Genomic DNA, 20335 nt, shown 5'->3' on the forward strand with positions numbered 1-20335 from the left:
TGACGATGCTGATGGGCAATGCCGTGCTCGGATTCCCGTTCGGCCGGTTTCGCCCCTACCTGGTCGGCGGCCTGGGCTGGCTCCGGAAGGAGGTCCTCGGCAACGGCGCCACCGCGCGCACCGGAGGCCTCGGGCTGGACCTCGGGGGCGGGATCCTGGGGTTCCTGAGCGGCAGCGTCGGCATCCGCGTGGACCTGCGCTACGTGCGCAGCGTGACCGAGGAGGATCTCGACACGATCCGCGCACCTGACAGTCTCGGCTTCGCCGATTTCCTCACCGAGGACATCTCCTTCTGGCGCGCGTCCACCGGGCTGGCCATTCGCTTCTAGGAAGTCGACCATGCGCATCGCCTATCAGGGGGAGCCGGGGGCCTACAGCGAAGCCGCCGCCCTGCGCTTCAACCCCAACGCCGATCCGTTGCCGCGGCCGTCTTTCGACGACGTGTTCAACGCCGTCGCCAAGGGGGAGGCGACGCACGGCATCCTGCCCATCGAGAACACCATCGGGGGCAGCATCCACCGCAACTACGACCTGCTCCTCGAGCACGAGCTGCCGATCGTCGCCGAGGTCAAGCAGCCCATCGTGCACCACCTGCTCGTCCGGGAGGGGACGCGCCTGGAGGACGTGCGCAAGGTCTATTCGCATCCGCAGGGGTTGGCGCAGTGCGAGCGCTTCCTGCGCACCCTCGATGGGGTGGAGATGGCGCCCACCTACGACACCGCCGGCAGCGCCAAGATGATCAAGGAGCAGGACCTCGACGGCTGCGCCGCCATCGCCTCCGAGCGGGCGGCCGAGGTGTTCGGGCTCACCATCCTCAGGACCGGCGTCCAGGACTTCGCGGACAACTGCACGCGGTTCCTGATCGTCAGCCGCGATCCGGCGCCGCTCGGCACGCCCGACAAGACCACTATCGTCTTCACGGTGTCCAACGGTCCGGGCGCGCTGTTCAAGGCGCTGAGCGTCTTCGCGCTGCGCGACATCGACCTGGCCAAGCTGGAATCGCGGCCGATTCCGGACAAGCCCTTCGAATACCTCTTCTACGCCGACGTCGCCGCGAACCGCAACGACCTGCGCTGCGCGAGGGCGCTGATGCACCTGGCCGAGTTCGCACCGTCGCTGCGGACGCTGGGGTCGTACCGGGCGTGGAGAGAGCCCGAGGCATAGCAGGGCTCGTCCGCGTCGGCGCCGTGCAGCGGCGCGGACTACCGGTCAGTTCGAGACACCCGGTTCGGACGACGTGCCCGAGCCCGCACCGCGCAGCCCGTCCAGCAGGAACCGCGCGTAGAGCTCGACGACTTCCTCGTCGCGTGCGTCGGGGCCGACGCGGTACAGCTTGGTGTGAATGGCGTGCTGTACGGGCGCGGCCAGCAGCGCGCCGGAGAGCAGCATCGGGTCACCCTGCAGAAAAACGCCTTCCGCCTGGCGGCGAGCGATGTACCGCTCCAGGAACTCGAAGAGCGGGGACTTCCGCACCTGCTCCCACATGTGCCGGTTGGCCGACTCGTCCTGGTCGAGCCACGCGTACATCAGCATGCGGTGCAGGTCACGGTCCTGCTGGTACCCCATGAGCATCGCCCTGCCAACGGCCCGCAACAGCTCTTCGTCCTCGCGCCTGTCGGCGAGGTCCTCCAGCATGGTGACGAACTGCTCCGTGCCGACGCCGGTGCGCTGCCGGAAGGCGGCGATGTACAGATCTTCCTTCGAAGGGAAGTGCCGGAAGATGGTGGCCTCGCTGATCCCCGCGGCGTCGGCGATGGCCCGGGTGGTGGCGCCGCGGAAGCCCCGCTGCCCAAAGATCGATATCGCGACCTCGATGAGCTGCGCCCGTCGCTCGGTCCCGGGCAATCGCTTGCGGCGTGCCGCACCCGATTCACTCGTTGCGAGCGTGGCGGTGGAGTCTGCAGGTAACGTGCTCACGGCATGAGAGTGTAGCAAGCTCCTAGAACTGCCACTGCGTGCCGAACGACAGCGCGCGGCCGTCCTGGATGACGGTCGGCCGGTCGTAGTCGGGGCTGAACACGCCGCCCCCGCCGAAGAACTGATTCCGGGCCGTGACCGCGGCCTTGTTGAAGATGTTGCTGGCGGTCATGAACAGCCGCAACCGGGATGCGCCGACGTTGACGTCCTTGATGAAGCGCACCAGCAGCGTGGTGGTGGCGTCGTAGAACTGCGTGCCCGGCTCGATCAGCTCCACGTTCGTCGTTCCGTCTGCATCGGGGTTGATGAGGGGACGGCCGATATCGGCCGCGTCGAGGCGCCATCTTGCCTCGCGGTGTCCTCCCGAGAACATCTGGAAGAGGCCGGAGATCATCGTGTCGAAGGGCAACGGCACCGCGCCGAACAGCTTGCCCATGGGCCGGTAGGGCTCGCTCCATTCGCAGTACCGCAGGCCGTTCGGGTTGTCCAGGCGCCCAGAGGTGCAGAAGGACTGTTGGTTCGCGCCTGCGGTGAAGCTCGCGTTCATGAAGCCGCCGCGCGGCAGCCGGCCGTCGACGATGACCTCGAACCCGTTCCAGGTCCGCCAGTCGTCCGGGGCCAGGGTCATCAGTTGCTCGCCCGTCGAGTAGGCGAAGTCGGGGTCGGCGAACTCGTACACGGCTATCTGCTCGCCGCCGCCGTTCGGCAGGGTCCCGTGGTTCGGCGCGGTGAACGTCACCGGGGCCCAGTCGCTCGCCTCCAGGTTCAGGTTGTCCCGCCAGCGGAAGCCGGAGTAGCTCCGGCGGTGCCACATCCCGCTGATGGACCAGCCGTCCGCCAATTGCCGCTCGATGCCGCCGGAGTACTCCCAGTTGTGGGTGCGGGGGGCGTCCGGGTCCAGGGTGACGGCGCTGGTCGGCGTGCCGAAGTTCGGGTTGAAGGAGGGCCCGATCCCTCGTCCGTCAGCAGGCCGATGCCGCCCACGAACGAGTTGCGGGAGCCGAGCTGCATGCCGCTCTTGATGCCGTCGACGTGGGGCTGGCTGTCCGGGCCGTCCGATCCGTGGATGACCGCGCCCAGTGACTCGCTGTTCCAGTTTCCCTGCACCCCCGGCACGTACTGCATGGCGGTCAGCACGTTGGCCGAGCCGGGCAGCGTGTTGATCTCCTCGGTGGTCAGCACCGTCTGCTGACGGTTGCTCACGACGTCGACCAGCGGAGCCACGCCGGTGACCATCACCGTCTCCTCGAGTCCGCCGACCTCGAGCCGCGCGTCGACCGGCGCCACGAAGGCGCCCGTCAGCACGACGCCTTCGCGCACGACGCGCCGGAATCCCGGGAGCGTGAACGTTACGGAGTAGGCGCCCGGCGGCAGCGTGATGAAACGGTAGTTGCCCGCGCTGTCCGTGAAGACCGTGCGTACCTGCTCGATCAGGGCGGGGCTGCGCGCCTCGACCGTCACGCCGGGTAGCGCCGCCTCGGTCTCGTCGACGACCCTTCCCGTGATGCCGGCCTGGTCCTGGGCATGCGCCGTGACCGGCGCCGCGGCGGCGCCGGCCAGCAGCAGCACCGAAACCAGAGAAATCGATGTTCCCCTCCGCCGCAGTCGCATGTTCGCCTCCTCGCTAAAGTACGTGAGCGAATACTCACTTCTCGGCACGTGAGTATCACACCCGCGACAAGAGGGCGCAACCCCGACAATCTCGTGTGCCGCGGAGCGGCACGAGGGGGCGCTTGCGGCAAACGGGCCATCTGGTCAGAATGGTCCTGCGGGGGCGGACGATGCAGCACGGAAGTGAACGACTCGCGCTGGCCGATCTGGAGCCGGATCCGGTCATCGAGCTGTACAAGCGAGATGTCGATCGCAGCCTGATCCGCGAGCAGTTACGCCGTTCGGTCGACGAGAGAGTGCGCAACATGATCTCCGCCCTCCGATTTACCGAAGCGCTTCGAGAAGCCGCCCGCCGGCAACAGGCCCCGTGACGGACTTCGAAGGGCTGATTCGCCGCCTGGGCGCCGCCGACGTCCGGTTCGTGCTGATCGGTGGGTTCGCCGGCACCATTCTGGGCTCGCCGCGGACCACGGTGGACCTCGACATCGCTTACGCCCGCGACGAGGAGAATCTTGCTCGCCTCGCGAGCGCCCTCGAACCGCTCCTGCCGAGATTGCGGGGAGCGCCGCCGGGACTGCCGTTCGTGCTCGACGTCGCGACTCTGGCCCGAGGACTGAACTTCACGTTGACTACCACGCTGGGCGACCTCGACCTGCTCGGCGACGTGACCGGCGGCGGCGGCTACGCGGACCTGCTCCCCCACACCCACAGGATCCGGGTCTTCGGTACCGAGATTGCGGTGGTCACTCTCGAGCAGTTGATTCGACTGAAACGAGCGATGGGACGGCCCAAGGATCTGGCCGCGCTGGCGGAGCTCGAGGCACTGCTCGAAGAGCAGAGTCGGGAGCCGTGAGTGCGGCTTGCCCGCACGGCGCCGAGACTGTTACCGTACGTGAGCGTTTGCTTACATGTCGCCGCGACTCTGGTTTCGTCGACCGCCGGAGCGTACGTGGTAGGGGAGCAGGCATGAACCGAAGTCGCACATTCTGTCTGGCGCTTCTGCTCGCGGGACTGGTGCCGGCCGCCGCCGCCGCCCAGTCGTTCGAGGCGGACGTGAGGCCGCTGGTCGAGACCTCCTGTCTCGCGTGTCACGGCGCGCGGACGGTGACGCCGCTCGACATCGGCAGCCTCGGCTATGACCTGAGCAACCGCGAGACGTTCGGCGCCTGGGAGCGCATCTACGAGCGGGTGCACGACGGCGAGATGCCGCCCCGCACCGCCCGGCAGCCCGATCCGGCGGTGGTGGAGACGGCGCTCGGGTCGCTGAAGCAGGCCCTCGTCGACGGCAACCTCACCGCCCGCAACGGCCTGCGCACCCCGCTGCGGCGCCTCACGCGGCTCGAGTACGCCTACACCATTGCGGACCTGCTGCACGTCGACGAGGCGGTCGGCCTGGACCTGTCCCAGACGCTGCCGGCCGAGGCCGATTCCGGCGGCTTCGATACGGTGGCGGCCAACCAGAGCATGTCGCCGCTGCACGTGCGGGCCTACCTCGAGGCGGCCGACCGGGCCCTGGACGCGGCGCTCCGCACGGGGCCGCGCCCGGATCCGGTCGAGCACCGAATCGAGTACGTCGACTCGCAGTACCTGCCGTTCATCGAGCACGCGGAGGCCCTGGGCCTCGGCATCGTCAAGAAGGTGGACGACGCCTTCGTCGCGTTCTTCGACTTCGGCTCGACCTACACGTTCCACAGCGGCACGGAGGGATTCGTGGCGTCGGCCCCGGGCCGCTACCGCGTCACCGTGGACGCCTATCCGTACCAGGCGGAGACGCCGGTCACGGCGACCGTGTACCGCGGGAAGATGGCGGGCGTGGCGGCGTCGCTCGACGAGCTGATCGGCGTCTTCGACCTGGAGGGGCCGCGGGCCGTCGAGCTCACGCCGTACCTGCGTCCGGGCGACCTGATCGGGCTCTCGGTCGCCGATCTCGACGTGCCGCCGGGGGCCGAGTCTTCCCTGCAGCCGGTCGATGGCGATCCCTCCAAGGGCTACGGCGGCATGAAGGACTATCCCGGAGAGGGCATCGCGTTCCGGACGCTGACCATCGAGGGGCCGCTCCTCGACTCGGACGTCTGGCCGCCGGCAAGCACGCTGCAGCTCCTCGCGGGCGTAGAGTTCGACGACGCGGGCGAGATTCTCCTGACGAAGACGCCCTACCAGCACGTCCTCGACGTCGTGGCCGATTTCGCACCCCGCGCGTTCCGCCGGCCGCTGGCCCCCGGCGAGCTGGAGTCGTACGCCAGCCTCGCCGCGCCGCTGCTCGAGGACGGGCGGCCTTTCGTCGAGGCGGTCCGGGTGCCGTTGCGCGCCGTTCTCAGCGCGCCCGCCTTCCTGTTCCAGGCGGGTGACGCGGGGACGCTCGACGACTTCGCCCTGGCCTCGCGCCTGTCGTACTTCCTGTGGCGCAGCATGCCGGACGACGAGCTGCTCGCGGCGGCGCGCGCGGGCCGGCTCTCGGATCTGGGGGCGCTCGCGGCGCAGGTCGACCGGATGCTCGACGATGCCCGGTCGGCGCGTTTCGTGCGGGACTTCGCCGGTCAGGCCTTCCGGCTCTACGAGCTGCGGGCGACCAGCCCGGACGCCGGGCTCTACCCCGAGTACGACGACCGGCTCGGACAGGCGATGGCGCAGGAGACCGAATTGTTCCTCGCCGAGCTGATCGCGGAGAACCGCGGCGTGGATCACCTGATCGACGCCGACTTCACCTTCGTCAACCGCCGCCTTGCGCAGCACTACGGCCTGCAGGAGGTCGCCGGGCAGCAGATGCGCCGTGTCTCCCTGCCGGCGGACAGTCCCCGCGGCGGGTTGCTGACGCAGGCCAGCGTGCTGAAGGTGACGGCGAACGGGACGACGACTTCGCCGGTCCCGCGCGGCAACTTCGTGCTGGCGAACCTGCTCGGGAAGCCCCCGGCCCCGCCGCCGCCCGGCATCGAGGGGCTGGAGCCCGATACGCGGGGCACGACGACGATCCGTGAGTTGCTGACGGCGCATCGTGCGAATCCGGTCTGCGCGAATTGCCACCGCCGGATCGACCCGCCCGGATTCGCGCTGGAGGCGTTCGATCCGATCGGCGGGTTCCGGACGCGCTACCGGGCCGCCGGCGGCGAGACGACGTTCGGCGACTTCACGGTGCCCCTCCCGTACGTCGACGGCCCGGCGGTCGACGCCAGCGGGGTCACCCCGGCGGGCGAGGCCTTTGCCGGCATCGAGGAATACAAGCGCCTGATGCTGAAGAACGACGTCGAGCAGGTGGCCCGCCACCTGACCTCGCAGTTCCTGGCGTATGCCACCGGCGCCGAGATCGAGTTCGCCGACCGCGACACGGTGGAGCGGGTCGTCGCACGGATCGACGACGACGGTTATCCGATTCGGACCATGATTCACGAGGTCGTGCAGAGCGATCTCTTCAGGAGCCGCTAGCGATGACTCTCACGCGACCTCTCGATCGGCGCACGTTCCTGCGGGCCTCCGGCGTGGCCCTGGGGTTGCCGCTGCTCGAATCGATGGCGCCGGCGCTGGCCCGCGCCGCCGCCGTCGAGGCGCCGCGGCGGCTGGTGACCGTCTGCAGCACGCTGGGACTCTATTCGTCGTCGTGGTTCCCGCGGACCGCCGGCGCCGGCTACGAGGCGACCGAGTACCTGCGCCTCATCGACGAGCACCGCTCGCGGTACACGCTGTTCTCCGGCTTCTCGCACGAGGAGCAGAGCGGCCGCCAGCCGCACAACTCCGAGATTACCTGGCTGACCGCGGCGCGGCGTCCCGGGCTCGACGGCTTCCGCAACACGGTGTCGCTCGACCAGGCGGCGGCGGACCACCTCGGCTACGTGACCCGCTTCCCGTCCGTGGTGCTCGGGACGCTGAGTCCGCAGAGCCAGTCCTTCACCACGAGCGGCGCGATGGTGCCGGCCGAGACCAGTCCGGCCAACCTGTTCAAGCGGCTGTTCCTGCAGGGCACGCCGGAGGAGGTCGAGCGCGAGGCGCAGAGCCTCAACGACGGCGGCAGCATCCTCGATCGCCTGAAGTCGCAGACCGCGACGCTGCGCCGGCGCGTCAGCGCGGCCGACCAGCGCAAGCTGGACGCCTACTTCGACGCGGTGCGGGCGGCCGAGCAGGAGCTCACCGAGGTGCAGGCGTGGCTCGACCGGCCGAAACCGGCGGTCGACGAGGAGCCGCCGACCGACATCCCGGACCCCGCCGACCTCATCGGCCGCATCCGGCTGCAGTTGCGCATGATTCCGTTGATCATCGAGACGGATTCGTCGCGCGTGGTCAGCATGATGATCCACGACCACGGCGCCGTGCCGCAGGTCCAGGGCGTGAGCGTCGATCAGCACAACCTGTCGCACCACGGTCAGGACGAGACGAAGATCGCGCAGTTGAAGCGGGTCGAGACCGAGATCGTCCGGGCCTTCGGCGACCTGCTGACCGACCTGCAGGCGCGCGGCGACGCCAGCGGCTCGCTGCTCGACAAGACCGCGGTCCTGTTCGGCAGCAACCTCGGCAACGCCAACGCGCACACGCCGGTCGACCTGCCGATCCTGCTCGCCGGGGGCGGCTTCGCGCACGGGCAGCACATCGTGCACGAGGGCGAGCACAACGCCCCGCTGTGCAACCTGTTCGTGACGTTGCTGCAGGGTATGGGGGTGGAGACCGACGCGTTCGGCCAGAGCACCGGGACTCTCACTGGTCGTGACGGCCGGACGTGGCTTGCCCGCGTAGCCGGCGCCGGACACGGTCCAGACTTCGCCGCGGGTCACGCCTGTCCACGGTCCGAAATCGCGTCGATGAACGCTTGATCGTCCTGTTCCTGCGCGCTCCCGGCCACGGCGCCCGATTGGCGGTGAGCCTCGGCACGAAAGGCTGCGGTTCTGCGGAACGCAAGGCGTTGACGTACGCGTACATTCCAGAAATGATCATGTACGGTGACTGTGACGATCACCCGGCTGCGGCGTAACCTGTTCGACCTGGTCGATAGAGCTAGCCGAGGCGAGCCCATCATCATCGTCAGGAACGGCACGGAGGTAGCGCGGATTCTGCCGGCCGGTCATCCGGACTGGCGCGGGCGCATGACGATCACGCCCCGTCTGCGGGTGGCTGATGACGAAGCGTTTCTGCCGCTGGATGATTGGGATGGACACGTGTGACGAGGTTCCTGCTCGATACCCACGCCATCATCCACTGGCAGATCGGTCCGGCGATGCCGCCGGCGCTTGTCGGCGATCTGGACGTGGCAAGCCGCTCGGGGCGTGTGCTGGTATCGACTGCCGCTTTCTGGGAGGTCGCGCTGCTGGCACGGAAGGGCAGAATCGAGATCGACGACGTGGCGTCATGGAAGAACGAGCTTCTCGCGGCCACCGGCGTCAAGCTGGCCGTTCCTCAGGTCGATGACATGATCGCCTCCGTCGCCCTGCCGCAGCACCACCGTGATCCGTTCGACCGGTTGTTCATCGTGCAGGCCCGGTCTCTGGATGCCGTGCTCGTGAGCCGTGACGCTGTGTTCGCCGCGTACGACGTGGCGACCCGCTGGGTGTGAGCGATGCCCAACCGTCTCGCCGGTGAGCCGAGCCCCTACCTGCAACAGCACGCCGGGAACCCCGTGGACTGGTATCCCTGGGGCGACGAGGCGTTCGAGCGCGCGCGCCGCGAGGACAAGCCGATCTTCCTTTCGATCGGCTACTCGACCTGCCACTGGTGCCACGTCATGGAGCACGAGTCGTTCGAGCATGCCGGCATCGCCGCGCTGCTCAACGAGCACTTCGTGTCGATCAAGGTGGACCGGGAGGAGCGCCCCGACGTCGACCGGGTCTACATGGCTTTCGTGCAGGCCACGACCGGCTCCGGCGGCTGGCCGATGAGCGTCTGGCTGACACCGGAACTGAAGCCGTTCTTCGGGGGCACGTATTTTCCGCCGGACTCGCGCTGGGGACGGGCGGGATTCCCGGACGTGCTGCGCGAGGTCGCGGCGCGCTGGACCTCCAGCCGCGGCGAGCTGGCGCAGTCGGCCGACGCGTTGCTCGAACGGTTGCGCGGGATGCAGGCGCCGTCGGCGGGCGCCGTCGCGGGCGCTTCCGGTTCCCCCGCGGCGATCGCCGGAGTCGACGCCCTGACGGCCGGTGTGCAGCAGTTCGCGTCCTCCTTCGACACGCGGCACGGCGGCTTCGGCGGGGCGCCGAAGTTCCCCCGGCCGGCCGAGCTGCTCTTCCTGCTGCGGGAATCGGCGCGCGGCGGCGACCTCAACGCCCGCCGCATCGCCGTCGCCACCCTCGAGGCGATGGCGAGCGGGGGCATGCGCGACCATATCGGCGGCGGTTTCCACCGCTACTCGGTCGACGCCGCCTGGCGCGTGCCGCACTTCGAGAAGATGCTCTACGACCAGGCCCAACTGGTGCTGGCGTACCTGGAGGCCGGACAGGCGGCCGGCGCCGGCGCGCTGTTGCAGGTGGCCGAGGACACCATCGAGTACGTGCGGCGCGACATGACCAGTCCGGAGGGCGCCTTCTATTCCGCCGAGGACGCCGACAGCCTGCCGCCGGAGGCGGCGGGAACAGAGGCCGCGAAGTCCGAGGGCGCCTTCTATCTCTGGACGGACACCGAGGTCGACGAGCTGCTCGGCGCCGACGCGGAGGCGGCGAAGCGGCGGCTGGGGATCCAGGCCGGGGGCAACGCGCCGCAGGACCCGATGGGGGAGTTCACGGGCAAGAACATCCCGTTCCTTCAGCAGGACGTCGGCGAGATCGCGAAGCTGACCGGCCGCACCGCGGACGACGTCGCGGCGACGCTGGGCGCGGCGCGGAAGACGCTGTTCGACGCGCGCGAGAAGCGGCCCCGTCCGCATCTCGACGACAAGGTGCTCGCGGCCTGGAACGGCCTGATGATCGCGGCCCTGGCGCGGGCCGCGCACGTGCTGGACGGCGCGGCGGCCGAGCGGAGCCTCCAAGCCGCGACCCGGGCGGCGACGTTCGCACGGGAACGGCTGTGGGACCCCGATCTGCGTATCCTGCGGCGGCGCGCCCGCGACGGCGCGGTGTCCATCGACGGCTATGCCGAGGACTACGCGTATCTGGTCTGGGGGTTGCTGGAGCTGTTCCAGACCGCGGGCGACCCCGCGTGGCTCGACTGGGCGCTCGAGCTGCAGGCTCGCCAGGACGCGCTCTTCTGGGACGCCGAAGGCGGCGGCTGGTTCGCGACCACCGGCGAGGATCCCTCCGTGCTCCTGCGGGTCAAGGAGGAGTACGACGGGGCGGAGCCGGCCGCCAGCTCGGTGGCGGTCGAGAACCTCCTGACGCTGATGCACCTGCGGGACGACCCGGACGCGGCGGCCAGGGTGGAGAAGACGCTCGGCCGGTTCGGGACGCGGCTCGGGCAGGCCGCCCGCACCGTACCTCTGATGATGGCGGCGCTCGTCCGCTATCACGCCCCGGCCACGCAGATCGTGATCGTCGGGGAGCCCGACGCGCCCGAGACCCACGCGCTCGAGCGGGTGGTGGCGGCGCGCTACCTCCCGTTCGCGGTGCGGCTGCGCGTGACGCCGGGCGACGGGCAGGCCCGTCTGGCAGAGCGATTGCCCTTCATCGGCGCCCTCAGAGAAATCGACGGTCGCCCCACGGCGTACGTCTGCACGAACTTTACCTGCCGGGAGCCGGTCACCGATCCGGCGCGGCTGGACGAACAGCTTGCGAGGATCCGGGGATGACGTTCAAGGTGGAGGTTCTGCTCAAGGGCAAGGAGGACGTCGTCGAGACCGACGTCGACTTCGAGGGGCCCGAGCCCACGGCGTGGGCGGACGACGACGTCCGCCGCGTGCTCGAGCTGACGCTCGGCGCGTTCGACCAGGTGCAGAACCCGGACGCGGACGAGCGCTCGGTCGCGCTGCGCGGCTTCAGTTGGATCGTGACGCCGGTCGACGGCGGAATCGCGATCGCCATCGAGATCCCGAGCGGGGCGGTCGTGGCGGGCCCCTTCGAGGGCGACGTCGACACCCTCACCGCCACCATCACCCGTGTCCTCGCCAACGTGCGGGGCAGCTCCCTGCCGAACTGATCGCCGGCGGCGCGCGCGCGGTCGCAGGTGCTTCGCGGTTGACGCCGCGTCGTATTGCAGCCGTCGCCGTCGGCCCCTCCCGGCAGCGTCGTAATCCCGCCCTCTCGCGGTGCGTAGTATGGGCATGATGCGGGTGCTCGGGGTCGGGGCAGTGCCGGGCGTGTCGCCGTCCCGCCCGGGGAGCGGGATGCGGAAGGGCCGGGCGCGCGGATGAACGCGGTGACCGCGCTGGCCGGGGGCATGCTCCGTCCGCTGGCGATGACCGGCGTTCGGCGGGAGGAGACGGCGGCGGGGGGCGACGGCGACAATGGCTTCGACACCCTCTATCGAGCCCAGTCCCGGCGCGTGCTGCAGACCTGCCGTTACCTGCTCGGCTCCCCCGACGAGGCGGAGGACGCGGCGCAGGAGGTGTTCCTGCGCGCCCGGCAACGCTTCGAGCAGTACGACCGGGAGCGGCCGTTCTCGCACTGGATCCTCGCGGTCGCGAGCCATCACTGTCTCGATCGGCTGCGGCGGCGCGGCCGGGAGACGCGGCTGTTCGGCACGGCGGACGTCGAGCGGGCGGCGGCGCCGGCGCGCGAGCCGGACCCGTTGACCGCCCTGCTTGCGCGGGAACGCGGCCGGCAGGTCCGTGAGGCGGTCGCCGCGCTGCCGGTCAAGTACCGCGTGCCCCTGGTGCTGGCCTATTTCCACGAGCTTGCCTACGCGGAGATCGGCGCGATCCTCGATATCGAGCCCGGTCACGTCGCCGTGCTGGTGTTTCGCGGCCGAAAACAGTTGCGGCGGATGCTGACCGCGCCGGACAGGAAGAGCCAATGACGTGTCCCGACGAACCGACCTTGATGATGCTGGCGGACGACGAGCCGGCCGCGGCCGCGGCCGTCCGGGAGCACGTCGGCCGTTGCGCGTCGTGCCGCGCCGCGCTGGCGGAGTTGCGCGCCGAGCGCAGGCTGCTCGTGGAGGCGCTGCATGAGGGCGCGCTCGACGAATCGAGCGTCGCGCCGGACCTGGTGGTTTCGGACGCCGGCGCTGCCGCGCCCGTCGACCGCTGGTGGGGGCTGGCGCCGCTGGCTGTCGCGGTCGCCGTCGTCGCGGCCGCGGTGGCATGGCTGGTGGGAGCTCCCACCGCATGGCAGCTTCCGTCCTCGCTGGAGTGGATCAGTCCCTTTCATCCGTCCGGCCGCCTGACCTGGCTGTTCACCGGGATGACCCTGAGCATCGCCGTGGCCTTCGACGGATTGCCGTTCGCGTCGATGGTGACGGTGGCAGGCCAGACCGTTGCGGCGCTGCTTCTGCTGCTTCTCGTCGTGCTGGCTCTCTCCGGCGGTGTGCGGCGGGTGGCGCTGCCGGCGTTGCTGGCGATAGTGCTCGCCGCCGTCGCGGTTCCGGCGGAGGCCTTCGTGAGCAGGATGTCGGAAGACGACGTGGTAGTCGCGGCCGACGAGGTGATCGACGACACGCTCGTCGCCCGGGGAGAGCGGGTGCTCGTGGACGGCGTAGTGAGCGGCGACCTCATCGCCGGCGGGCAGCGCGTGGTCATCCGCGGCACGGTGCGCGGCAACGTGATCGCGTGGGCGCAGTCCGTGGACCTGTTGGGCGACGTAGGCGGTTCCGTTTTCGTATCCGGCCAGTTCGCCACGGTACAGGGCGGGGTGGATGGCAGCCTCTATGCGTTCTCACAGGACACGCGCCTCGTCGGGGGCAGTCGCATCGGCGGCGGCGTCGCCAGCTTCAGCAGTACGCTGACCGTCGAGGGCGGTGTGGGCCGCGGCGTGCGGGCCACCGGGTATCGCGTCGACGTCACCGGCGCGGTGGAGGGAGACGTCTACGCCAACGCCCGCCGCGTCGCCGTCGGACCACGGAGTCGCATCGGCGGGACGCTGACCGCGCGGGTCCCCGATACGAACGTCCTGCAGATCGATCCCGCCGCGACGCTCACCGCCGAACCGGTGGTGCGTACTTGGAGTGAAGAGAGCTCGCCGAGCCGCTACCTGACCGGATCGTTCTACCGTGGCCAGGCGGTCTGGCTGGTCGCGGGCTTCCTGACGGGCTGGCTGTTCCTGTGGGCGGCCCCGGGCGCCGCGGCAGTCCGGTTCGAGACGCCCCCGGCGGTGCTCAGGACGCTCGGCGTCGGATTCCTTTGCGTCGTCGCCACGCCGGTCGCCGCGCTCCTCGCCGGTCTGACGCTGGTCGGCCTGCCGTTGGCCCTCGTCGCGCTTGCGCTCTGGGCACTGGGGATCTACCTGGCCAAGATCCCGATCGCGCTCTTCCTCGGCCGCACGCTGCTCGGCCCGCGCGGCCCCGGCGGACCGGCGCTAGCCCTGCTGGTCGGCCTGCTCGCCGTCTTCGTCGCCGTCAACCTGCCCCTCGTCGGCTGGATCGTTAATCTCGCGCTGACGCTGATCGGTGTCGGGGGGCTGTTCGCCTGGGCGCTGGCCGTCTATCGCGGCGGCGGAGCCGCCACGGCGCGGGTCTGACCCGCGGCCCGGCGCGACCGGGGGCTTCAGGCGCTCGCGCGTCGGCCCGGTGCGTTCGATCCGATCGGCCGTCTTGTCCCGGCTTGCCAGGCTTCGGCGCGCACGGACATCTCGGCGTGAAGTCGGGCGGGACTTTGCCGAACGGTGGCGGTCACCTGTCGCGTAACGGTACCATACCGTTGCAGTCGGTGGCCCTTGGTGCGGTCGATGCCGAGGTGGTGGAACTGGTAGACACTCGGGACTTAAAATCCCGTGGCCCGTGAGGGCCGTGTGGGTTCGATCCCCACCCTCGGCACCATCCCCGGTTTTTCCGCGGTTCCAAGTAACGCAGCACGGAGAGTGCCCGAAACAGAACCTGCCAAAGGAGTTCGTTTTAGCGATGCTCCCAGTTGCTCCGCTGGCTGTTTTCCGACGTCCTGACCGGACGCGTACCGTCACGGCCCCCCTGCCCGTTCATGAGAGTGGGCGGGGAACGCGGCTGTCGGATGAGCGCGACCCGTCAAGCCGTTTCCCGGGGGCGGCTGTACAGATTCGACCGCGCCGACGTTAATTCAACAGGGCCTCGATGTCGGCGCTGCGGCGTGCGACGGCCGTCGACTGCGGTGGTGTTGTGAGACGACCGTTCCCGAACGCGGATTCCGTTGGCGATGCGATGCCATGATTTGCCAGAGGCCGTCGAGTCGAGTTGCACGAGCGAGTGACCCGGACGCCGGCCCGGAGCCCCCGGGTGGCCGGCTGCCGGTGCGTCGATCTACCGTACCCGTTGGACCATGACCGGCAACTCGTCCACTCCATACGATACCCCGCGCAACCTGGAACTGCTGCGGGCGGTGAATGACAGCGCACGGCTCTTTCGTACAGTTTTTGTATCCTTCACGATAGTAGCTCTCTACCTTCTCATCATTGCGCTGTCCGCGGACGACGAACTTCTGTTCAAGGATGGTCCCCTGCGTGCGCCAGTCCTGAACTTGAGTGTGCAGGCATCTCGTTACTTCATCGGCGCGCCCTGGATCCTGTTCCTGCTGCACTTGAATGTCCTGATCCAGGCATCCTTTCTCGCCGGCAAGGTAACCGACTACAGACGCGCGCTGCCGTCGCAACAAGCCGGTCCGCCGAGAGAGGAGATGCTGCGGCTCCCGTTGGCCGTTCCGCTGGTGCAGATTGCCACGGGTTATTCGTCGGTGGTGCCGCAATGGGTGCTCAAGTTCTTCGTCTTCCTTACGATTTCCATACTGCCGCTCGTCACGCTCGGGGTGGTCCGGACGCAGTTCCTGGATTTCCAGAGCCGCTGGATCACGGACATGCACTCGTTTGTCCTGATTGCCGACCTCGTCATGGTCGGGTCCGTTTGGCCGACAATCAGAAGACTCTATCCGGACCGCCGTGCCCTGGGCAGGTTGAATTCTCTGGGTTGGATGTCGCTGATAGCGTTGGTCTTTCTTATGGTTGGCCCTTTGGCCCTCACTCTCAGAAATGCGGCGTGGGCAGACGGAAGCCCGTGGCTCGGAGGGCTCGGCAGATGGTTGGAGTCGGCGCGTTCGCTCGATGTGCAGAATAGACGGCTGTACCTCCGGTCCGAAGCGGCCAATCCCGAAGAGGCGTGCGGAGACGGGACGCTTGCGCTGAACCTGGCTGGGCGCTCGTACGTGGATGCGAATCTGTCCGAGTCGATTCTATGTAACGCGATTCTGACGGACGCCCAACTGCAAGGCGCAGTCATGAGAAGAGCGAGGTTGGAAGGAGCCGATCTGCGCGGTGCTCAGCTTCAGGGGGCCCAGCTTCAGGGCGCGACGCTCCATGGGGTGAACCTTGTGGGTGCTGAGTTTCACGCCGCCGACTTGTCGGACGCCGAGCTCCAACGGGCATCCTTCCCGGCCGGGCAGCTCCAGGGCGCGGACTTGACGCGCACGCATCTGGACAATGCAGATCTCTCCGGTGCTAGCCTGGACGGCGCATTTCTTTCCGGAACGCATCTCACTGGAGCGAACCTGGCGGGAGGGACGCTTCGAGGAGCGGTCCTGCTGGGAACGCAGTTGGCGGATGCAGACTTGACCGACGCGCGCTTCGAGGGAGCGTACATCCTGTACGTCAACCTGGACGGGACCCGTACCTCAGTGACCGGAACGCAGGGATTCTACTATGACCACGCCCAGTTCATCGGAGTCAACGCACGCTTGCCGAGTCCCTCTTCCTTGAGCGAAGGCTGGGAAGCGGATGCCCAGAGCCGGGCCGAGCTCGAACTCTGGTATGCAGTGTACCCTCCACCGGTTCCCGCGTGGATGCCTCTGGATGAGGAGCGGCTTGAAGCTGCAGCTGGCCGCTTCTACCGCGACACGTCGTTGGCGGAGCGCATCGGAGGAGGCGCGGGGCGCCCTACCCGGCTGTTCGCCCTTTGCGAGTCGAACCGCAGGGGAGGGCCACGACGACCTAGGGGCGGCCCGGACGGGCCGTGCAGCGGGGCGACAGAGGATCATCCGTACTCGGCGAGGGTCGAGATGTTCGAGCATGGTGACAGTCGTGGCGAGGGTCCTGCCGTCGGCATGTACACCGAGGAGGATGCCGGGTTGTGGGTGGCGGAGTACCGTCGGGAGCTCCGCGAAGCGTTCTCGTTTGATCCTGGGTTCTTGCGTAGGAGCGACGTGCCGGGGCGGGGCGGACTCGCTGAGGAGGTCGTGGAGAGTTGGTATCGGGAGAGGGGCCGGTAGCCGGATGAAGTTGACCGCGGACAGGCAAGCCGGCAGCCGTGGCCCGCTACGACTCCCCCCCGAAACGCCCGGTGGGTCCATTCTGAGCCGCGTCGATTGATTCCGGCCGCCGAGACCGAGCGCATGGTGCGCCGCGCGTTTTCTCGAGGCCGCCTCGTCCACGTCCAACCGCTCGCTGGCGGCTTGCGCAACGCGAACTTCGTTCGTCGTATCGAGACTGGCGAAGACAGGTACGCTCGGAGGAGGAGCGCATCTACGTCGCAGAGAGGTGCGTCCGCGAGTATAGTGAGAAGTACGCCCACCCTGATACAGGGCAGGCGAAGAAGGGAGAGTCATCATGAAGCGACAGGCTCAGACCCGGTTGAGCGTCCTGCTCGCCGTCATGGCGGCTGGCGGGTTCGCGATCTTCGCGTTCGGCCAGCCATCGACGACCGCGGCTTCCCAGAGCAACTTCGTCGGCGGCGAGCCGAGTCGGCCGGACTCGTCCGACATGCGAGCGCTTCGGCTGCGCTTCGAGGCCGGGGTCCGCTCGAACTGGCACGCCCATGCCGGCTGGCAGATCCTGGCTGCCGAGGAGGGCCGGGGCCGCACGCAGGAGCGCGGCGGGGAGATCATCGAGATGGTGCCCGGCGGGCGTCCGGTCTTCGCCCCGGCGGGCGTCGAGCACTGGCACGGCGCGTCGCCCGACGAGCATGTCGTGCAGCTCACCGTCCTCGGCGGCGGCGACGGCGGACCGACCTCCTGGTTCGGTCCCGTGAGCGAGGAGGAGTACCGGGGCCAGTAGCGACGAGGTCCGTCAGGTCGCAGGTCGTCTCGTGCTCGTCGAGTGCCGCGCACCTTGTCGCGCGGCGCATGCGCCTCGAAGAGGATTCGCTGCGCGCCGTCGAGGGCCGTACACCAGGGGTGGACGTCCCCGGATACCCAGCGGCCGGGTGCCACTCGAAGACGGATCGAGGAACGAGATGTTCAGCAAAGCAGCAGACCAGCGTTCTTTGGCGATGTCCGAGGTCCATCTGGAGGATCCCGAGTGGGAGGGATGGACGTTGTGCGGCCAACGTCTCCGACCCCCACGCGGTGAGACCGTCGGCCTCCTGTGTGCTGTGTCGGCGTTCGGAGCCACGTGCTCGACGTGTCGGGCCGCCAGCAAGGAAGCAGCATCACCGCGTCCCGACGATTCCGGCGTGCACGCCGGCGTTCGGGTGCGAATCGTCTTTCCGTCCGTCCTGGAGGGCCAGACGGGCACCGTGACGTCCGCCGACGACCGGCAACAGGTGGTCACCGTCCGCATCGACGGCGATCCGGGACACGACGGGGGACCGATTCGCGTGAAGCTCGCCGAGGTCGAGCCCGTTCTCGTCGCGCGTGACAGTCGATGAGATCGTTCCGGGCGAAGTACCCGAGTACTCCGTACTGGCCGTGGTCGCCGGCAATCGCGAGAGGCGACGACGTGCACCGAAACCCGGCCCGATTCCTGGAGGACGCGGTCGTGGTGACGGAGAAGCTCGACGGCGGCAACACGTTGCTGCACGACGGCAAGGTCTACGCGCGCAGCGTGTCCGCGCCGTCAGACGGCAAGTGGATGGCCATGGTGAAGAAACACCATGCCTGGAAGGTACGGGAGCCCGACGTCTATCTCTACGGCGAGGACATCTACGGGGTGCACAGCATCGCCTACGAACCCGTGGCCGAGGACAGGACGTTCCATGCCTTCGCGATTCGGGCCGGCGACGGCGCATTTGGGGCCTTTCCCGATCTCGAGGCGTATGCGAACCGGCATGATGTTCCCGTCGTGCCGGTCTTGTTCCGCGGCCGTTTCCGGTCGGTGGAGGAGATACGGGACTTCATCGCACGCGCTCACGAGTCGCCGTCCGTGCTGGGCGGCGAGCGGGAGGGCGTCGTGTTGCGGCTGGAGCGCGGGTTTCCGGCGGCGGAGTTCCAGGACAACGTCTGCAAGAGCGTTCGCGTCGGTCACGTGCAGACGGACGAGCACTGGACGAGGAATTGGAGGCCATGCAGGATCCAACGTCGTGCGGGGTGACAGCAGTGTCGGGCTGAACACGCTCGCCCGGCTCGTCGAGTGCGCCTCCACGTAGGGCGCTCCCAGTCCTGCGCCAGTTCCTTTTCAAGGCCGCCTGCGCATCATCCCAAGGGTGGGGATGTATGGGCATCGCTTAGAGAGATCGAGATCGGGTCGGCTCGTACCGCTCGACAGCGAGCTTGCTCGCCCGGGCGCGCATGCGCGCGGCGTCGTGCCAGGCCTGCATCCGGAGCAGCATGTCCATGTCGAGAACGGCGAACAGGTGGCGATCACCCGCTACGGTAAGTCCTCGCTGCGATTCGAGAAGGCCGTTGGTGACGACCTGGGCAGTGGCGGCGCTTGGCTGCGGCTTGGCCCTCATGCGGCGTGACGGCCGTCGGGACCACCGAGCTTGGCCAGACTCAGCCGCAGCCGGAGCGGCTTCAGCAGCCGGTTCAACGTGGCCTGGGTCTGGTTGTGCCGCGGGTGAATCGCTCGGAGCACGTTCGGACCCGCCATCTGCGCCTGCTCGGCGAACTCCTTGACGCCCATCGCCCGAATCACCTTCCCGAGGGCGGTCTGGATCGGGACGCCCTCGTCCATGGCCGCGAGGAGGAAATCGCGCGCGAACTCGGGGTCGCGAAGGTCCTGCGCCAGTCCCTCGTTCCAGTCTCGGCTGCGTCGTGCCATGTCACGTCCTCTGCAAGTAGTCTCGCCAGTAGTCCTGAGCGCGGCGAATGTCCTTCCGCTGCGACGCCTTCGTCCCGCCGGCGAGGAGCAGCACGAGCGATGCGCCGTCTCGGGCGAAGTAGATCCGGTAACCGGAGCCGGTCATGACGCGCGCCTCAAGGGCGCCGGCTCCCACGCTCTTGTGGTCGCCGAGGTTCCCGGCCTCGAAGCGAAGCACGCGCGCCTGGATCCGGGCCCTGACTGAGCGGTCGAGCGTCCCCAACCATCTGCGGAACGGGCTCTCTCCGTCGGCAGTCTGGTACTCACGGACGTTCAGCGGCATCGCGGACCACTGAGCACATATATCACAAATGATAATTCACGCGGCCGGGAACGCCGGACCGCTATCCCCGCCCGCGTCACCCGGGGCGACAGCGCTCTGTAGCGGCGCCTGATCGCATCCTCGCGCCGAACAGCCACGCGTGGTACTCTGCCGGGTCGCAACAAGTCGGTTCAGGAGCAGGATCGCGGCGACGGCTGCAAGAGCTACACGGTCCGGTTCCTCGACTTCGATCACCCCGATCGCAACGAGTGGATCGTCACCTGGTAGTACAGGGTGCTCGGGTCGAAGAAGCACGTCATCCCCGACGTCGTCGTGTTTGTCAACGGCCTTCCGCTTGTGGTCATCGAGTGCAAGAGTCCGACCATCGGCGCCGCCTGGAAGGCCGAAGCGGTCAAGCAGCTCCGCCGCTACCAGGAAGCCGACACGACCTGGAAGGACCGGAGCTCGACGCACGCGGGTTCGCCATCTACGGCTTGCTGGAGAAGCAGCGTCCGCGAAAGGCGAAGGAAAGGACCGTCACGTAGGACGTCGCCAACCGGGGCCTGGCCTCGCTGAT

The 20335-nt window shown here is 68.7% G+C and carries 23 protein-coding genes and 1 tRNA gene; 17 read left to right on the forward strand and 7 right to left on the reverse strand.

What is annotated here, in order from left to right:
* Nucleotides 1–339 precede the first annotated feature (339 nt).
* Nucleotides 340–1164: a prephenate dehydratase gene (gene pheA, locus F4X11_02850; GenBank protein ID MYN63954.1), complete on the forward strand. Its 825-nt coding sequence runs from the start codon at nt 340–342 to the stop codon at nt 1162–1164.
* A gap of 45 nt (nt 1165–1209) precedes the next feature.
* Here the strand turns inward: pheA and F4X11_02855 are convergent, their stop codons facing one another.
* Genes F4X11_02855 through F4X11_02865 form a run of 3 tightly spaced genes read right to left on the reverse strand, consistent with a single transcriptional unit; the run spans nt 1210 to nt 3528 of the window.
* A complete protein-coding gene (locus tag F4X11_02855) occupies nt 1210–2043 on the reverse strand; it encodes a TetR/AcrR family transcriptional regulator (GenBank protein ID MYN63955.1) in 834 nt (277 codons plus the stop codon).
* Nucleotides 1940–2758 carry a hypothetical protein gene (locus F4X11_02860; GenBank protein MYN63956.1) on the reverse strand — a complete coding sequence of 273 codons (819 nt, stop codon included), beginning with the start codon at nt 2756–2758 and terminating at the stop codon, nt 1940–1942. The genes F4X11_02855 and F4X11_02860 overlap by 104 nt, the downstream gene beginning before the upstream one ends.
* A complete protein-coding gene (locus F4X11_02865; GenBank protein MYN63957.1) occupies nt 2683–3528 on the reverse strand; it encodes a carboxypeptidase regulatory-like domain-containing protein in 846 nt (281 codons plus the stop codon). The genes F4X11_02860 and F4X11_02865 overlap by 76 nt, the downstream gene beginning before the upstream one ends.
* A 170-nt stretch (nt 3529–3698) precedes the next feature.
* On the opposite strand from F4X11_02865, the gene F4X11_02870 reads away from it, so the two are divergent.
* From F4X11_02870 to F4X11_02885, 4 genes are all read left to right on the forward strand, one after another.
* Entirely contained in the window at nt 3699–3899 is a 201-nt protein-coding gene (locus tag F4X11_02870; GenBank protein ID MYN63958.1) for a hypothetical protein, read from the forward strand.
* Entirely contained in the window at nt 3896–4381 is a 486-nt protein-coding gene (locus F4X11_02875) for a hypothetical protein (protein MYN63959.1), read from the forward strand. The genes F4X11_02870 and F4X11_02875 overlap by 4 nt, the downstream gene beginning before the upstream one ends.
* Nucleotides 4382–4494: 113 nt before the next feature.
* Nucleotides 4495–6948 (forward strand): DUF1592 domain-containing protein, encoded by a 2454-nt coding sequence (locus tag F4X11_02880; protein ID MYN63960.1) that lies wholly within the window; start codon nt 4495–4497, stop codon nt 6946–6948.
* Between the two features lie 2 nt (nt 6949–6950).
* Complete coding sequence (locus F4X11_02885; GenBank protein MYN63961.1) at nt 6951–8324, forward strand: DUF1552 domain-containing protein; 1374 nt, start codon at nt 6951–6953, stop codon at nt 8322–8324.
* On the opposite strand, the gene F4X11_02890 is transcribed toward F4X11_02885, so the two are convergent.
* Nucleotides 8282–8524 carry a DUF3018 family protein gene (locus F4X11_02890; GenBank protein MYN63962.1) on the reverse strand — a complete coding sequence of 81 codons (243 nt, stop codon included), beginning with the start codon at nt 8522–8524 and terminating at the stop codon, nt 8282–8284. The two genes, F4X11_02885 and F4X11_02890, sit on opposite strands and share 43 nt — an antisense overlap.
* Between F4X11_02890 and F4X11_02895 the strand changes: the two genes are divergently transcribed.
* The 11 genes from F4X11_02895 (at nt 8451) to F4X11_02945 (ending at nt 18788) form a co-directional block, all read left to right on the forward strand.
* Nucleotides 8451–8672, forward strand: coding sequence for a type II toxin-antitoxin system Phd/YefM family antitoxin (locus F4X11_02895; GenBank protein ID MYN63963.1), 222 nt, complete (start codon nt 8451–8453; stop codon nt 8670–8672). The two genes, F4X11_02890 and F4X11_02895, sit on opposite strands and share 74 nt — an antisense overlap.
* Nucleotides 8669–9061 (forward strand): type II toxin-antitoxin system VapC family toxin, encoded by a 393-nt coding sequence (locus tag F4X11_02900; protein MYN63964.1) that lies wholly within the window; start codon nt 8669–8671, stop codon nt 9059–9061. The genes F4X11_02895 and F4X11_02900 overlap by 4 nt, the downstream gene beginning before the upstream one ends.
* A gap of 3 nt (nt 9062–9064) precedes the next feature.
* The gene (locus F4X11_02905; protein ID MYN63965.1) at nt 9065–11221 is read left to right on the forward strand and encodes a thioredoxin domain-containing protein; all 2157 of its coding nucleotides are present in this window, start codon (nt 9065–9067) and stop codon (nt 11219–11221) included.
* Nucleotides 11218–11568 (forward strand): hypothetical protein, encoded by a 351-nt coding sequence (locus F4X11_02910; GenBank protein ID MYN63966.1) that lies wholly within the window; start codon nt 11218–11220, stop codon nt 11566–11568. Before F4X11_02905 ends, F4X11_02910 begins: the two co-directional genes overlap by 4 nt.
* 210 nt (nt 11569–11778) lie before the next feature.
* Complete coding sequence (locus F4X11_02915) at nt 11779–12387, forward strand: sigma-70 family RNA polymerase sigma factor (GenBank protein MYN63967.1); 609 nt, start codon at nt 11779–11781, stop codon at nt 12385–12387.
* A complete protein-coding gene (locus F4X11_02920; GenBank protein ID MYN63968.1) occupies nt 12384–14045 on the forward strand; it encodes a hypothetical protein in 1662 nt (553 codons plus the stop codon). The genes F4X11_02915 and F4X11_02920 overlap by 4 nt, the downstream gene beginning before the upstream one ends.
* Nucleotides 14046–14254: 209 nt before the next feature.
* Nucleotides 14255–14343 (forward strand) — tRNA-Leu (locus F4X11_02925).
* Between the two features lie 472 nt (nt 14344–14815).
* Nucleotides 14816–16750 carry a pentapeptide repeat-containing protein gene (locus F4X11_02930; GenBank protein ID MYN63969.1) on the forward strand — a complete coding sequence of 645 codons (1935 nt, stop codon included), beginning with the start codon at nt 14816–14818 and terminating at the stop codon, nt 16748–16750.
* A gap of 337 nt (nt 16751–17087) precedes the next feature.
* Nucleotides 17088–17534 carry a hypothetical protein gene (locus F4X11_02935; protein MYN63970.1) on the forward strand — a complete coding sequence of 149 codons (447 nt, stop codon included), beginning with the start codon at nt 17088–17090 and terminating at the stop codon, nt 17532–17534.
* A 397-nt stretch (nt 17535–17931) separates the two neighbouring features.
* On the forward strand, nt 17932–18126 hold the full coding sequence (locus F4X11_02940) for a hypothetical protein (protein ID MYN63971.1): 195 nt from the start codon (nt 17932–17934) through the stop codon (nt 18124–18126).
* On the forward strand, nt 18123–18788 hold the full coding sequence (locus tag F4X11_02945) for a hypothetical protein (GenBank protein MYN63972.1): 666 nt from the start codon (nt 18123–18125) through the stop codon (nt 18786–18788). Before F4X11_02940 ends, F4X11_02945 begins: the two co-directional genes overlap by 4 nt.
* Nucleotides 18789–18921: 133 nt before the next feature.
* Here F4X11_02945 and F4X11_02950 read toward each other — a convergent pair whose 3' ends face one another.
* From F4X11_02950 to F4X11_02960, 3 genes are read right to left on the reverse strand one after another with little or no spacing between them, the layout of a single operon-like run.
* Nucleotides 18922–19149, reverse strand: a complete 228-nt coding sequence (locus F4X11_02950) for a hypothetical protein (GenBank protein MYN63973.1) — start codon at nt 19147–19149, stop codon at nt 18922–18924.
* Entirely contained in the window at nt 19146–19457 is a 312-nt protein-coding gene (locus F4X11_02955) for a hypothetical protein (protein MYN63974.1), read from the reverse strand. The genes F4X11_02950 and F4X11_02955 overlap by 4 nt, the downstream gene beginning before the upstream one ends.
* Before the next feature lies 1 nt (nt 19458).
* On the reverse strand, nt 19459–19779 hold the full coding sequence (locus F4X11_02960) for a type II toxin-antitoxin system RelE/ParE family toxin (protein MYN63975.1): 321 nt from the start codon (nt 19777–19779) through the stop codon (nt 19459–19461).
* A 273-nt stretch (nt 19780–20052) separates the two neighbouring features.
* On the opposite strand from F4X11_02960, the gene F4X11_02965 reads away from it, so the two are divergent.
* Entirely contained in the window at nt 20053–20334 is a 282-nt protein-coding gene (locus tag F4X11_02965; GenBank protein MYN63976.1) for a hypothetical protein, read from the forward strand.
* Nucleotide 20335: the final 1 nt, after the last annotated feature.

This window comes from Acidobacteriota bacterium, from assembly GCA_009861545.1.
GTDB lineage: Bacteria > Acidobacteriota > Vicinamibacteria > Vicinamibacterales > UBA8438 > WTFV01.